This is a genomic window from Singulisphaera sp. GP187 (genome assembly GCF_900129635.1).
Taxonomy (GTDB): domain Bacteria; phylum Planctomycetota; class Planctomycetia; order Isosphaerales; family Isosphaeraceae; genus Singulisphaera.
This window is the reverse complement of sequence record NZ_FSRB01000001.1, coordinates 888,268-902,839: the sequence shown is the minus strand read 5'-3', so window position 1 is coordinate 902,839 and position 14,572 is coordinate 888,268. Positions and strand designations below refer to the sequence as shown.

The following is a 14,572-nucleotide window of genomic DNA, read 5'->3' as shown; positions in this document are numbered from 1 at the left end:
TCACGGATCCGCCGCGATCGATGAAAGCTAGGAAACCTTGGCCACGAGGAGCGTGCGATCGTCGGCCGCGGGTTCGCCGGCGGTGAAGCGATCCACCGCGCCGAGAACCGCTTCGATCAGGCCGTTGGCATCCAGGTGGCAATTGGCCAGGGCTTCGTCGAGTCGATCGGTATCGAACATCTTGCCCGCCGGATTCGTGGCTTCGGTGATTCCGTCGGTATAGAAAACGATCTGATCGCCAGGGCGAAGTGCCTGGGTGTATTGGTCGTAGACCACGTCGGCCATGACGCCCAGGGGGAGGTTGCCGACGCCGTCGAGCGCGATGATCGAACCGTCTTCGCACCGCTTGAGCCGCGGCGGGTTGTGGCCCGCGCTGGCGTAGGTGAGGGTGCGCTTGGCCGGGTCGTAGATGCCGTAAAAGGCCGTGACAAAGGCCTCGTTGTTCGTCGTATAAAGCGTCGCCAACTGCTGGTTGACGTGATTGAGCATGGTGGCGGGGGGATCGGGGAAGCTGGGCAGGGCGTGCGCAATGCTATGGGTGATCGCCATCATGACGGCGGCGGGCGTGCCGTGGCCACTGACGTCGGCGATCAGGATTCCCCAGCGATTTTCGGACAAGGGGAAGAAGTCGTAATAGTCGCCGCCGGCCCACTGCGAGGTCTGGTAGGACGCCGCCACGTCCAGGCCCGGCATTTTGGGGATCGTCTTGGGGAGAAGCGAGCGCTGGATGTCGGCGACCAACTTCAACTCGCGGTCAACGACGTTGTAGGCTTGCTTCAACTCCTCAGCCAGAACGAGGTTTTGCGTCGCCCGGCCGAACAGGTTGCTCATCCAGACATGTTCAGGAAATTCGTCGCGATCGAACGCGTTCGGGGTCGAGCGCATCAAAATCGTCATGTTGAGGGCCGTCCCCCCGTCATAATGAGGGATGGCCATCAGCGACCGCTGACCGGCCAAATAGCTCGCGGCCGGGTCGTCGGGAGCCACCTGCAAGTCGTCGATGATTCGCGGGTTATCGCCGTAGAGCAACTCGCCCAACAGGCCCCCTTCGAGAAGCGGCAACCGGTGCTTCTCCTTCCAGGGGTTGATCTCCTCGGTCCACTGGCTCGCTCGCGTGATCCGGTAGAATGGCGCCTCGAGCCCGCGCCGACTCAAGGCGACGCGACGATCGGCGTGCATCAACTGACGGATCCGCTTCGCGTAAGCGCGAACCATGGCCTGGGGATCGGTCTGCAGGCTCATCTCACGCATCGTCTCAACGATAACGTCAAGGCGCTTTCGCCAATCGAGACTCCGGAGCCCCGGTTCGGCGAGTGGTTGATCGATTCCCATTGGTGCCGTCCCTTGATGGTGGAGCCCTTTGACCGAGGAGCCACGGAGTGATTCCGGCTCGTCGATGGCTCTATTGTAGGGTGCCCGGCAACTGATCGCACCGATCGACCGAATCCGCGGTTCAAGAACTCGCGCGATCGTTGGGGGCTTCCGACGTGAGGGCACGGCTCAGGAGAATCGCATCGCGACGGAGCGACGCCAGTTGCCCCTGGCCACGAGCCGCCGCAAGACTGGTCCGCCCCGCACTCCGAAGGCTCACCGAGGCGCCTCGCCTCGCGACCCGGGCCGACGTGGACGCCAGCCTCGCCTGGTAAGGGGCCTCGACGACTTGGGTGGCCGAGGCTTCACGTCCCTGGTCCTCGAGCAAATCCGCCAATTTCCTGACCTGCGAGGAGAGCACCCAGATCGATCCCGCGATGATCAGCATCCCCGACCAGAGGATGATGGCAAGGCTGGTCAAATTAATGTTGAAATTCAGCATGGATGCCTTTCCACGAGAGAGCGTCGCACCATCGCGGCGACCTGGCGAAGCGAGCGGAACGAGACCGGAGCCGATGCGGGCGGGGATCACCCGACCGAGGGAACCGGGTCGGCTCGAGCGGGCGAGTTGGGAGAGAACTCAGGCGAGCCACAAAAAAAAGCAAGGCGGGAAGGGGGAGGACAATCCCACAAAACAAATGATCGTGCGAGAATGGTAGCAGCCCCCCGTCCCCCGTGCAACCTCATTCATTCGACCGCGGGGGATAGGGCAACTCTCGGGTTTATCCGAAACAGGAGGCGCCCTTCGTTGGTTCGCGGGCACGATCGTGCGTCTCTCATCGACATCCAGGCCGGAGAACGGTACGTTCTTAAGCGTCAGTCATGACCTGCTATTGACGGTGGCCCGCTCCGCGACGTTTCGGTCCGATTCTCAGCCTCGAGACCCTGCATCATGAACCCGGCCGATCCGACGGCCCATTCCGCTCTGCCGCTTTCGCAGTTCCGGCGTATGATCGAGGTTTGCGACCGGTTCGAAGGGCTTCTGCGCGCGGGGAAGACGCCCAGTCTCGAGGAATTTCTCGGCGAGACCTCGGGCGAAGAACGGGACGCACTCCACACCGAGCTCGCCGCGCTCCTGGAACACTACGGCCAGGGAGCCGCCACGGGCCAGGCGCCGGTTAACGACCTGACGATCCGTTCCAAGACGCTCGCTCCCCCCACGTCTGGGCCGCAAACGCCCCCTGGGGCCGACGACCTCGAGATTCTCGAGGAGATTGGCCGGGGCGGGATGGGGGTCGTGTATCGAGCCCGGCAAGTCAAGCTCGACCGGATCGTGGCGCTCAAGATGATTCTCGCGGAGTCGCACGCCAACCCCAAGTCGTTGGCTCGCTTCCGCACCGAGGCCCAGGCAGTGGCCCGGCTTTCGCATCCGAACTTCGTTCAGATCTATGAAATCGGCGAACGTGATGGTTTCCCCTACTTCTCGATGGAGTTCGTCGAGGGGGGAAGCCTCGCTCGGAAGCTTGGCGGCGGCCCCCTGCCCGTTCGGCAGGCCGCCCAGATCATCGAGACCTTGGCACGCGCCACACACGTGGCTCATGAACGCGGGATCGTTCATCGCGACATCAAACCGGCCAACATCCTGCTGACTCATAGCGGGGAACCGAAGATCACCGATTTCGGTCTGGCCAAGATCGTCACCGGGGTCGGCTCGGTGAATCCCTCACGAAGCGAAACTCTCGTCGGCACTCCGGCCTACATGGCGCCTGAGCAGGCCCAAGGCGACGGCCACGAGCTCGGACCACTCGCCGACGTTTATGCCCTGGGCGCGACTCTCTACGAGATGCTCACCGGACTGCCGCCGTTCCAGGCCGCCACGGCGCTGGAGACCCTGCTCCTGTCATTGAACCAGGACCCGGTCCCCCCGGGACGGCTGCGGACCAAGCTGCCCCGCGACATCGAAACCATTTGCCTGAAGTGCCTGGAGAAAGAACCGAAGCGTCGCTACCCAAGCGCCGAGGCGTTGGCTGACGACCTCCACGCGTTCCTGGGGGGTGAACCGATCGCCGCGCAGCCCGCGGGCCGGCTCGAGCGGGCCGTGCGCTGGAGCCGGCGACAACCGGCGCGGGCCGTGCTCGTCGCCTCGGGAACCGTGGCCACCGTCGGCCTCCTGGTCGGTCTCTTGGCGTCGAACGCCCTGGTCGTCAGCGCCGTCGCCGTCCTCGGACTGCTGGCGGGCGGCTCCTGGCACCATGCACGGCTCCAGTCGGCCTTGCGCGAGCTGGCCCAGCAGCAGCTCGCCGCCGAACGGCATGCGGAGCGGCTGCATCTCCTGGGCGAGATGACGCGCCGACTGATGACGATCACCGACGCCGACAAGTTGCTCTTCCTGCTCGGCGAAACCGCCTGCCGGGTGGCCAACGCCGAGCTCGCCACGATCTACCTGATCGATCGCGACCGCGGCGAACTCTGGTCGAAGCTCACCATCGACTCGACCGTCGGCGAGATCCGCGTCCCCCTGGGCGTCGGGATCGCCGGCACCGTCGCGGTCACCGGGGAAACGATCCGCATCCCCGACGCCTATGCCGACCCTCGATTCAACCCCGAGATCGATAAGCGAAGCGGCTATCGCACGAGGAACCTTTTGACGTTCCCGATGACCGGCCAGAACGGCTGCATCCTCGGCGTCTTCCAGGTCCTCAACAAGCGGGGCGGTGACTTCGAAGTCGTCGACGAAGAGGTACTCGCCTCCTTGGCCGCCTCGGCCGCGGTCGCCGTCGAGCACGCACGCCGCCCGCCCCCGGCCAAAGGTCCGCTCTCGGAAACCATCGACGATTCGGATGTCGAGACACTCACTCTCACCTTGCCCCCGAACGAGGGCGGGCCACAAGCCCCTTGAATGACACGGTCAACGCAGAATCAACAGTCGAGTTTCTCGGGAAAATCTCTCCCCACGACAGCTTTCCAACTCGGCGGTGGCCCCTACCTCGACCTGTCGGTGATGCCGAGGACATCTCCGGCATTCGCGGCCCAATGGGCGGCCTTCGACGGGGAGAGCCGCCTATGACCCCGCCGGCACCACGACCGATGGGAGGGCGGTCTACCCAGTCGCCGCTCCTGCGGTAGAATGGAGAAGGTGGCTATCAAGCCCCTTCTCCCGCCCGCCGACAGCGATCAAAGGCCGCGGCGACTATTTGTCCGTCTTCGGGGCGTATCCCTTCCACACCCATTCGAAGGCGTGCGGCAGGAACTGAGCCTGGGCATTGCCGACGCCGTGGCCAGACCCGCGGCAGAACAGGTACTGGTACTGATACCCCTTGGCCTTCAGCACCTTGGCCATGCGATGATTGGCCTCCACCCAGTCGTGCATCTCGTCCCGCATCACATTGGGGTTGAGCAAGTCCGCGTCGCCGACCGACAGGAAAATCCGGAGCGGTTTCTCGGGGCTGGTGGGAATGAGCGTCTCGTGGAATCCCCAGGCCCCATCGGGAGATTTCGGATCAAACGGCCATGCCTGGTTCACGAACGTGCCCGAGGTGGTTAGCACACGGTGGTAGAGATCGGTGCGGAACCAGGCCATGATGAGCGCCGCCGAACCGCCGGAACTGTTCCCCATCGCCGCGCGGCCGTCGGGGTCTTTGGTCAGCTTCACCCCGCAATTCTTCTCCACCCGCGGCAGCACCTCGGTCTCGATGTAGTCGGCATAGTCGCCGTTCATGTTGTCGTATTCTTTGCCGCGCTCGTGCCCTTGGGCGTCGCCGCCGCCGTTGCCGATCGAAATGAGGACAATCGGCGGAATCCGTTTCTGGTGAATCAGGTTGTCGAGCATCGTCTTGAAGCCGTTGGCCTGACCGGGGCCGTCGTGAACGACCATGAACGGCGCCTCGGTCCCTTCCTTGTACTGGGCGGGGATGTAGACGCCAATCTTCCGCTGATAGTCGATGGGGTGTGTCTCGACGATCAGCGTCTTCGGATTGTTCGGGTCCACGTTCCCGAACACGTCGCGGGCGATGCCGGGATTGAAGAGCTTGGTCTCCTTCGAATCGATGACGAACTGCTCCACTTTCCCCTCGGGAACGCCATCGACCTTTTTGCGTTCCAGCGCGGGCACGTACTTCGGCCCAACCACGAAATTCTCGTTGGCATCGAGCGGAGGGTTCTCGCCTTCTTTCAGCACCTTGAAAGGCGGGGCACCCGGGTCATCGAACTTTCGCACCGGCGGCGCGGCCAACAAGCTGGAGCCTGCGAGAGCGGTGATCAAAAGTGTCATCTGGAGCTTGAACATAAAATCCCTTGTCGTTTTTTCTTTGGGCGATCGCCGGTGATGGCATTCGGTTGAGTGCTGTGGCACTCCCCTTTTTACTCGAGCCGGTATCGGTCGGCACTACGCCACCGAGAAAGCCAACGCCTTTCAACACCCCTGCTTGCCCGTCGTCGGGTCAACCCCGCACGCCTCCCCGGCCGCAAACTTCGAGCGTTCCGCCGTATAGGCGTCTTCGCCGGGGATCAGCTCCGTCAGCAACCCGGTGCGGCCATCGTGGACGTCAAGGGACATCCCTGGCAAAGCGGTGTCACCCCGAGGAATCCGGACCGTAACCTCAAGTCGTTCACGACCGTTCCAATTTTGGTGATGCATGAGTGGGGAGTGGGAGGCATCGCATGCCCAGAGAGGAAAAGGGCTCGGTCTCGATCTGGGTCGGCAGCCTCAAGGCGGGCGATCAGATCGCCGCGCAAAAGCTCTGGGATCGCTATTTCGATAAACTCGTGCATGTGGCCCGCGCCAAGCTCCGCGCGACGCGCCGCCCTGGAATCATCGAAGATGAAGAAGACGCCGCCCTCAGTGCCTTCGATAGCCTCTGCGTGGGGGCCGCGCTCGGCCGGTTCCCGCAACTCGCCGACCGTGACGACCTCTGGAAACTCCTGGTCGTGATCACGGCCCGAAAAGCGGTCGACCAGATGCAGCGTGAGGGACGCCAAAAGCGCGGCGGGGGCCGAGTCGTCAGCGAATCGACCCTCGCCGGCCCCCTCGCCGACGAAGGACTGGGTGGACTTGACCAGATGGTCGGTTCCGAACCGAGCCCGGAGTTCGCCGCCCTGGTCGCCGACGAGCATCGCCGGCTCCTCAAGCTCCTGGGGGACGAGACGCTCCGCCGGATCGCCCTCTGGAAGATGGAAGGGTGTACCAATGAAGAAATCCGCCTGCAGCTCGGGTGCTCGTTGCGCACCGTGGCCAACAAGCTCGAGCTGATCCGCCGCACCTGGCTCAACGAATGATTGCGGAAGTTTTTCGCTCGCCTCGAGAGTTCGCTCACCTCAGCGAGCGACCCCCGACCTCACCGCGCGGTATATCGAGGAGGAACGGCCGTGCCCAGTGCCGCCCGCTTGGCATAGAGGAAGACGAGGTGGTGATCGAGGTGACTGATCGTCTTGGCAACCAGTTCAGCAAGCGTCAATCGTCCGACCTCGGTATGCTGGCCACTCCGAGCAAAGTCGGCTTCGGAGCAGTTGTGCAAGATCCGAGTCATCCAGCGTCGATTCGCCGTGAAGAGCGCGACGGCCTCCTCGACCGGCATCGACCGGGAATCGAGCCGGTCGATCCAGGCATTTTCGTCGAAGGCCAGGAGCACGGGATCCTGCTCGGCGATCACCCGTTTCATGCGGTCAGCAAGGACCAAGTCGGCGTCGAGCAAGTGGGCCACGAGCTCGGAGAGGCTCCACAATCCCGGCTCAACCCGCGTCGCCTCCTTTTCCGAAGGCAATCCCGCGGTCGCATACTTCAGTAAAGGGCCCCCTTCGGCATAACGATCGATCACGGACGTAGGGTCGCTCACAGGCCATGCTCCTCGGTCGAATTCTCGGTGGGACGCTTGCGCCAGATCGCAAGTTGGGTGTAGTTATACTCGAGGAACCAGATTTCCTCCTCGATACCGAGTTCGGTCGCGAAGCGGTGGGCCACCAGGTGGTTGATCACTTCGAGCGACACCGCGAGGAAATCGGTCTTGGGGTCGGCAACGCCACCCGGATTATGGAAGATGAAACGAATCACGAGGACGCGCTCGTCCACCGGTCCCGCATGGGCGGAGAGGTAGCGGCCATCCATCTCGTAGATGGAGTAGCCTCGGGAGGCGAGCCGCAACGTTTTGATCCACGAGTCTTCATCGAACGTGGGATCGTGCTGGCGGTTACGGGCGATCGTCTGCTTGACGAAGGGAATGGCGCGAATGGCGTCTTCGTCGAAGAGGTCTTCGAGAACCTCCTGGACCTTACCGAAGTAACCCAGCTTCTTGGGCAGGATGACCTCATACATGCGCGCCGGCTTCGGACCCTCCAGCGAATACTCAGCCATCGGCGTAATCATCCGAGGCGTGCCCCTCGTCAATCCAGTCGTGGGGAAGTCGGTTGGATCCTCACTCCCTTCAGCGTAACCACCAACGGGAGTCTTGTCGTCCCGAAACCAGAAGCGTAGAACCGTTGATTTGCAGCGGGCAACGAGATAGAATCGTTCTTGACTATCTTCACTAAGAAACTGACCTTTCCCGACCATCCCCACTACTGAGACGATCGGGCCGGTGTCGAGGAGATTGATCGCGATGGAGCCGAGCGGCGGAGCCAAGCCGAGTAAGTCCGAGGCGATCAAGATCGCCAGCCAGTATTTGAAGACCTTTCTCGCCGAGGAAGTTCACGACGGGCAGACGCACTTCAGCGAAAACGCGGCGGCGGTCCTCAAGTTCCACGGGTCGTACCAGCAAGACGATCGCGACCATCGCACGCAGTTCAAGCGGGAAGGCAAGGAGAAGGGCTTCCAGTTCATGGTCCGGACCAGGGTCGTGGGTGGGAAGATCACGGCCCAGCAGTACCTGGCGATCGATAAGTTGTCCACCACGGTAGGCAACAACACGATTCGGATCACGACGCGACAGGAATTCCAGCTCCACGGCGTGGCGAAGCAGGATCTCCCCTCGACGATCCGGACGATCAATGAGTCGCTGCTCTCGACCTTGGCGGCCTGCGGCGACGTCGAGCGTAACGTCCTCTGCTGCCCCGCGCCGATCTGCGACTCGGCGCACGAGGCGATGCAGGCCGACGCCGACAGCTGGGCCTCCCATTGCGCTCCGCGCGCCTCGAGCTACTGGGACATCTGGTTCAATGGCGAAAAAGTCGCCAATCCCCTCCTGCCCCCTGCCGGGCCGATTCAGGTGCCCACGCCCGGCGACGATCCGACCGAACCGATTTACGGCAAAGCCTTCCTGCCGCGTAAGTTCAAGACGGCGTTCGCGTTCCCCAACGACAATTGCACCGACGTCCAGGCAAACGACTTGGGACTGCTGGCGATTGTCGAGGACGGGGTCCTGGTCGGATACAACGTCCTGGCCGGCGGCGGCATGGGCACCACGCCAAGCGCCCAGAAGACGTTCCCGTTCCTCGGGGTCCCAATCGGCTACATCGATCGGGCCGACATGATCCGGCTCGGTGAATCCGTCATCAAGGTCTTCCGCGACTACGGCAACCGGTCCGACCGCAAACGGGCCCGGCTCAAATACATCATTCACGACTGGGGCGTCCCGGCCTTCCGCGCCAAGGTCGAAGAATACTTCGGCCGGCCGCTCGCCGACCCGAAGGACGCGCCGATCACCGACGTCGACGACCACCTCGGTTGGAATGAGCAAGGCGACGGCAAGCTCTTCCTCGGGCTTCCGGTCGAGAACGGCCGAATCAAGGATGAAGGGTCGTTGCGTCTGGCCAGTGGCTTGCGCGCCTTGTTCTCAAAATACCAGGTGGCCGGCCGGCTCACTTGCCAGCAGTCGATCATGCTGATCAACCTCGACCCGGCCTGGCGGGCCGATATCGAGGCGACTCTGCAAGAGTACGGGATCGCCACGGTCGAGCAGATTTCCACCGTCCGCCGCTGGTCGATGGCCTGCCCGGCGCTGCCGACCTGCGGCCTGGCCGTCACCGAATCCGAACGTGCCTTGCCGACGATCATGGACCAGCTCGAGGTTGAACTCGCCAAGCTGGGCCTTGAGGACGAGCGGTTCACCGTGCGGATGACCGGTTGCCCGAACGGCTGTGCCCGGCCCTACAACTCCGACATCGGCCTGGTGGGCCGCTCGGCGAGCAAGAATCCCGACGGCACCCCCGGACCCGGCACCTACACCATCTTCCTCGCCGGCCGGACCTTGGGCGATCGGCTCAACCTTGAGTTCAAGGATTACGTGCCGTTCGACCGGGTCGTCCCCGAGCTGGCCGTCGTCTTCACCCGCTTCAAGGCCGAGCGGCTCGCCGACGAAACGTTTGGCGATTTCTGCCTGCGGATCGGGGTCGAGGAACTGGCCGGTGAGCCCAGTCCGGCCTGAGAACAAGCACGAGATCCCGTGAGGCACGCGGTTCAGGAGGATTCCCCCCGGTTCGATGCTAGTCAAGACGGCGTCGATCGAGTATCCTTACCACCGCGTGTCAAGATGCTGCGTTCGCTCGCTGAGGACGAACCGCTGATTTCGATCGGCATCGGCCTTACGTTCGAGCAACCAGCGTCCTCACCGCAAATGGTTCCGGCGAGGGGAACGAGGTCGTTGCCACACGCTCGAGCAACCGGGCCGACGAAACATCATTCGTGGGCCCCGTTGCCCGAGATGGCCTTCCCTTCACTCCGGATGGATATGCCCCCAGATCACGACCTAGGGTGATGCCGGTCGTCGCAGGAGATCCGCGTGGCCAAAGAGGAACCGATTCGGACCGAGGGCCGCATTGTTGAGGCCCTGCCCAATACGCAGTTCATGGTGGAGCTGGAGAGCGGACACCGCATCCTGGCGCACATCGCCGGGAAAATGCGCAAGAATTTCATCCGAATCGTCCCGGGTGACCGAGTGACGATTGAAATCACGCCGTACGACCTGACCAAGGGGCGGATCATTTACCGGGAACGTTAACAGCGCAGCCCCGCGTCATCGGAACGCTCGCCCATTCACGCCATCGCGATCGACACCCCGCCCGCCCATCAATCCCAAAAAATGGGTCGGGACCTCGGGTGGCATTGATCCGCGCGTGAAGTCACTGCCCATTGGAAATCCCCAAAAGACGTGACGCCTTCTCCCAGGTCCAATGCTGCCAGGCTTGGCCTGTCTCGCTTCCCAAAGTCGCGCGGAATGAGGAGGCTCGACCTCGTCGTCGGGAGCTCCTTTTTTCGGCAGACTTTGAGCGAGACTCCCAGCCGGGCTGATCGACCCATTCCTCTCAGCGTTCGCTGGTTTGAACGGATCGGCGGCGCCGGTGTGACGATCGGGCCACGAGAATTCAGGGCCGTTGTAAGATCGGGCCGGCTCAGTGGGCGTGATGAGCACCCAGAATCTCCATCGCGGCGTTACGCCCATTGATGGCGATCACGCTGCCGCCAGGGTGAGTGCAAGCGCCACAGAGGAAAAGGCCGGGCATCGGCGTGCGGGATTCGAGCCGCTGACCCCACATGTAAGGGGGGAGACACTCCCCTTGAAAAATGTGACCACCGGTCAGGCCCACCGCCTTTTCAATGTCGGGGGGGCCGAGCACCTCGAGCGCCAGCACCGCTTCGGGCAGATTCTCACAGTGGCGGGCGATCGACCCCATGGCGAGTGCGGCGACTTCGTCGCGGCGGGTCTCCCAGCTTCCTTCCGCGAAGGTGTACGGCACGTATTGCGCGAAGACGCTCATCGTCTGAACGCCTTCCGGGGCGATGGTCGAGTCGTGCGCGGTCTGAAAATAGAGTTCGGTCCAAAGGCGATCGGGAAGCCTCCCCTCCCGCGCAGCCTGGTGGGCGGCCCGCCACTCCGCCTTGGATAAGGGCGTGTTGACCTGGCCGAAGTGATGCGGCTGCCTCGTGCCCGGGCGGGACCGAAAGCTCGGTAGCTCGCGTAAGGCGACGTTCAGCTTGACGGTACAACCGACCATCGGGATCTCCTCGACGCGGGCCCGCCAGGCAGGGTCGGCCTGATCGTCGAGCATTCGAAGCGTAGCTCGAGGGTCGGCGTTCGACACGATGCAAGGGGCGTCGATCCGCTCGCCCCCTTCGAGCTCGACGCCGCGGCCCGGCACGATCCGAGCCACGGGCAGGCCCGACGCGACCACGGCCCCCGCTTCGCGGGCGATGTCGCAGAGCAGGAACGAGATGGTGCCCATCCCCCCCTTCACATACCCCCAGAGACCGGCGCCTCCTCCCATCCGTCCCGACGCGTGGTGGAAGTGGATCGAGGCCGTTCCCGCGTCGTGCGGGCTGGCGTTGGTGCCGATCACCCCCTGGCCGAGCATCGCCGCCTGGAGCCGCTCGTCGCTCAGATAGCGTTCGACGAACTCGACCATCGACCACTCGAAGAGCAGGTTTCGCGCGTCCTCATCGCCGTCGAGCCGCTCCTCGATCTCCTCAGGGCTGGGAGCGCGACCGATCCAGAGGTCGCGCGGCCCTGGGGGCCGAATCGCGTCACGGAGCCGGCGCTTCACGTCTCCCATGGCGTGCCAGCCGGCGAGGTCCCGAGGCGCGAGCCGGCGAATCTCCTCGTCGCAACGGGACTCATCATCCCAGAGCTGGATGCTCTCGCCATCGTCGAACGGCACGAACATTCCCGCGGTGGCCGGGATCCACTCGAAACCATGTCCGGGCAGATCCAGCTCCTCGATCACGAGCGGGTGGAGTAAACCCGCCAGGTAGGCGCACGGCGAGATCCGATAACCCGGCCAGACCGCGTCAATCGTGCAGGCCCCTCCCACCCGTTTCCTCGCCTCGAGCACGAGCACGCGCTTGCCGGCCCGCGCCAGATAGGCCGCGCAGGTCATGCCGTTATGGCCCGCCCCCACGACGATCGCGTCCCAGGACCGCGCGGCGAGCTCCGCCACGGGCGCGGGGAGTTCGAGGATTCCGAGCGTCTCGTCCGTCCTGCTGCTCTCGCGAATCGCCATCTTTGCGCTCCCGGTTGGCTGAGAATCCGCCCCGCGCGAATCCGTCAAGTATATTGGATCAAGATGCCCGAGGCGCCTCCTCTGTTTTCGATAGTGAACTTTAGGACACCGTTGTAGAGAACAGACGAACATCCTATCATTTTGAACCCTAGGTGTCATCTGACGAGTTCAAGGTCAGGCCTCTGCCGTGACGGTACGACAAAGTGGAACTGATCGAGTCGTAACGCGAACCAGACTCACGAGTTCGCGGAAAGGGGCAGCGGCCCATGGCCGGTACAGACACCGCGGTGGTCAGGCTTTCGGATCTGGCTCACGGTCAGGAGGCGACGTGCTTCGCCGCCTTGATCAAGAAGGATCGGGGAGTCGACAAGCACGGTAACCCGTTCATGAAGTGCCACTTTCGCGACAAGCGATCGACGGCCGTGGCGCCACTCTGGTCTGACAATGCGCTCCGAATTCAGGCGGAGACCTGGGCGGACGGCATCGCCTACCGGTTGCGGGTCCGGGGCGACTGGAAGGTCAAGTACGGGCTCCAGCTCGACATCATCGAGATCCGGCCCGCGACCGACGACGACGCGGCCGACGGCTATGACTTCTACGACCTGGTCGAAAGCACCGACTACGACCCCGAGACTCTGCTGGCCTCGATCCACGACAAGATTGAGCGGTGCATCGACGACCCGTGCCTCAAACGTCTGGTCCAGAACATCCTGAGCGAGCATGGCGACCTGTTCAAGAAAATGCCCGCCGCGCAGAGTTTCCACCACAGCTATACCGCCGGCCTGCTCGAACACGTCTGGAGCATGACTCGGGTCGCCTCCTTTCTGGCCGACCACTACGGCAACTACTATGAACAGCTCAATCCCCCTTTGAATAAGGGTCTGATCGTCGCGGCGACGATTCTCCACGACATCGGCAAGCTCCGCGAGCTTGAATACCACCCGGTCGAGACCAAGTACACGAAGGAAGGCTGCCTGATCGGCCACGTGCTGATGGGTCGCGACCTCGTCCGCGAGACGGCGCGGAAGATCGAAGGGTTTCCCGAGGAGACGTTGCTCCTCCTGGAGCATGCCATTCTCGCGCATCATGGCAAACGCGACTTCGGAGCGCCGATCGTCCCGCAAACGCTCGAAGCGCTTCTGGTTTCGTACGTCGACGATCTCGACGCGAAGATGAACATCGCCGCCCGACAACGGCTCAACTCCACCAACGAGGGGGAGTTTACCGACAAGGTCTACGCGCTGGACAATCGCCGGCTCTACAAGGGGATCCCGCGTGAGGCTCCCGTGGATCATGACTTGAACGAGCTGACCTGAGTCGTCCCGCTGATCGGCCAGCATGCGCTTGCGGGTCGATTTGAACACGCGTTGGACAAGGAGTCGGCCGCTCCGCGCGCGGCGGAAATCCGGCGGTCGGTTCGATCGACGACCGCCTGGACCTTGGCGGGTCGTACGGATCGTGCTTACAATGCGACTGGCTCCCGACGGGCGGACACGTTCGCACGTTGGGGAGGACGTCCACGCCTTTTCCTTTTTAATGAGACAACCTTCATGATCGCCATTCGCAAAGCCTGGTGGGCGACGTTGCTTCTGACCGTCTTCATCGGCTGCACCCAGGAAGAACCGACTGGAGACAATCCTCCTCCTCCGCCCCCGAGCAGCGCCGGGCCCGATGCCACGGTGCCCGCGACGACCCCTTCGGCCGAGCCAGCCGGGGAGAAGCCCAAGGACGCGATGCCCGAGGCCGAGCTCCCCAAGGAGGTCACGCCGAAGGATGAGGCCCCCAAGGACGCTGGCGATTTGAAGCTCGACCCGCCGGCGGTGACTCCCCCCGCCGCCAAGGACGAGGCAGCCGACAAGAAGGAAGAGCCGAAGAAGGACGAGGCGGCCAACAAGACGACCCTGACAGCGGAAGAACTCACCGAACTGGCCGCGCTCTCACCCGCGGACAAGGAACTCGCGCTGAAGCAGCTCGTTTGTCCGGTCAGCGGCGAGAACCTGGGCTCGATGGGTGCCCCCCTGAAGGTCAGCGCCGAGGGGAAAAGCTTTCTGATCTGCTGTGGTGGGTGCAATAAGGAAGTGAAGGCGAACCCCAAGGACGTCGTCGCCAAACTGAAGAACTGAAATGAGCCCTCAAGCGGGGTCTGGCATCGCGCCAATCGCCCCGCTATAATCACATCGCAAGCGAGAATGGGATAGCGAAACCGTTCCAACCTTTTCTTAAGGACGGGGCGGTTTCAGACCGAAATGCAGGACCGGCGTTCTCTCCCGCTGAGGCGGTGGCTGGCTCCCGCCTCGAGTCAACGGTTCCCGGGCGACTTTCCCAACGAAACGAGAAG

General features: G+C 63.3%; 13 protein-coding genes. 6 read left to right on the top strand and 7 right to left on the bottom strand.

Going from position 1 to position 14,572, the window contains the following annotated elements:
- Positions 1 to 27 precede the first annotated feature (27 nt).
- Positions 28 to 1,242 carry a PP2C family protein-serine/threonine phosphatase gene (locus BUS42_RS03620; protein ID WP_254053281.1) on the bottom strand — a complete coding sequence of 405 codons (1,215 nt, stop codon included), beginning with the start codon at positions 1,240 to 1,242 and terminating at the stop codon, positions 28 to 30.
- A 211-nt stretch (positions 1,243 to 1,453) separates the two neighbouring features.
- Complete coding sequence (locus BUS42_RS03615; protein ID WP_074305341.1) at positions 1,454 to 1,813, bottom strand: hypothetical protein; 360 nt, start codon at positions 1,811 to 1,813, stop codon at positions 1,454 to 1,456.
- Positions 1,814 to 2,263: 450 nt separating this feature from the next.
- On the opposite strand from BUS42_RS03615, the gene BUS42_RS03610 reads away from it, so the two are divergent.
- Positions 2,264 to 4,210, top strand: coding sequence for a protein kinase domain-containing protein (locus tag BUS42_RS03610; protein WP_074305339.1), 1,947 nt, complete (start codon positions 2,264 to 2,266; stop codon positions 4,208 to 4,210).
- Between the two features lie 291 nt (positions 4,211 to 4,501).
- On the opposite strand, the gene BUS42_RS03605 is transcribed toward BUS42_RS03610, so the two are convergent.
- Together BUS42_RS03605 and BUS42_RS43465 are read right to left on the bottom strand one after the other, a co-directional pair.
- A complete protein-coding gene (locus BUS42_RS03605) occupies positions 4,502 to 5,596 on the bottom strand; it encodes an alpha/beta hydrolase (RefSeq protein ID WP_074305337.1) in 1,095 nt (364 codons plus the stop codon).
- 126 nt (positions 5,597 to 5,722) lie between these two features.
- Positions 5,723 to 5,866 carry a hypothetical protein gene (locus tag BUS42_RS43465; protein WP_159452158.1) on the bottom strand — a complete coding sequence of 48 codons (144 nt, stop codon included), beginning with the start codon at positions 5,864 to 5,866 and terminating at the stop codon, positions 5,723 to 5,725.
- A 104-nt stretch (positions 5,867 to 5,970) separates the two neighbouring features.
- Between BUS42_RS43465 and BUS42_RS03600 the strand changes: the two genes are divergently transcribed.
- Complete coding sequence (locus BUS42_RS03600) at positions 5,971 to 6,585, top strand: ECF-type sigma factor (RefSeq protein ID WP_074305334.1); 615 nt, start codon at positions 5,971 to 5,973, stop codon at positions 6,583 to 6,585.
- A gap of 59 nt (positions 6,586 to 6,644) precedes the next feature.
- Here BUS42_RS03600 and BUS42_RS03595 read toward each other — a convergent pair whose 3' ends face one another.
- Positions 6,645 to 7,142, bottom strand: coding sequence for a DinB family protein (locus BUS42_RS03595; RefSeq protein WP_074305332.1), 498 nt, complete (start codon positions 7,140 to 7,142; stop codon positions 6,645 to 6,647).
- Entirely contained in the window at positions 7,139 to 7,669 is a 531-nt protein-coding gene (locus tag BUS42_RS03590; RefSeq protein ID WP_254053280.1) for a hypothetical protein, read from the bottom strand. The genes BUS42_RS03595 and BUS42_RS03590 overlap by 4 nt, the downstream gene beginning before the upstream one ends.
- Before the next feature lie 232 nt (positions 7,670 to 7,901).
- On the opposite strand from BUS42_RS03590, the gene BUS42_RS03585 reads away from it, so the two are divergent.
- Positions 7,902 to 9,665 carry an NADPH-dependent assimilatory sulfite reductase hemoprotein subunit gene (locus BUS42_RS03585; RefSeq protein ID WP_074305330.1) on the top strand — a complete coding sequence of 588 codons (1,764 nt, stop codon included), beginning with the start codon at positions 7,902 to 7,904 and terminating at the stop codon, positions 9,663 to 9,665.
- Positions 9,666 to 10,019: 354 nt separating this feature from the next.
- Positions 10,020 to 10,238 carry a translation initiation factor IF-1 gene (infA, locus tag BUS42_RS03580; protein ID WP_015248164.1) on the top strand — a complete coding sequence of 73 codons (219 nt, stop codon included), beginning with the start codon at positions 10,020 to 10,022 and terminating at the stop codon, positions 10,236 to 10,238.
- Positions 10,239 to 10,629: 391 nt separating this feature from the next.
- Here infA and BUS42_RS03575 read toward each other — a convergent pair whose 3' ends face one another.
- Positions 10,630 to 12,234 carry a phytoene desaturase family protein gene (locus BUS42_RS03575; RefSeq protein WP_074305328.1) on the bottom strand — a complete coding sequence of 535 codons (1,605 nt, stop codon included), beginning with the start codon at positions 12,232 to 12,234 and terminating at the stop codon, positions 10,630 to 10,632.
- 266 nt (positions 12,235 to 12,500) lie between these two features.
- On the opposite strand from BUS42_RS03575, the gene BUS42_RS03570 reads away from it, so the two are divergent.
- A complete protein-coding gene (locus tag BUS42_RS03570; RefSeq protein WP_074305326.1) occupies positions 12,501 to 13,550 on the top strand; it encodes a 3'-5' exoribonuclease YhaM family protein in 1,050 nt (349 codons plus the stop codon).
- A gap of 234 nt (positions 13,551 to 13,784) precedes the next feature.
- A complete protein-coding gene (locus BUS42_RS03565; RefSeq protein ID WP_074305324.1) occupies positions 13,785 to 14,357 on the top strand; it encodes a hypothetical protein in 573 nt (190 codons plus the stop codon).
- The last annotated feature ends 215 nt before the right edge of the window (positions 14,358 to 14,572 follow it).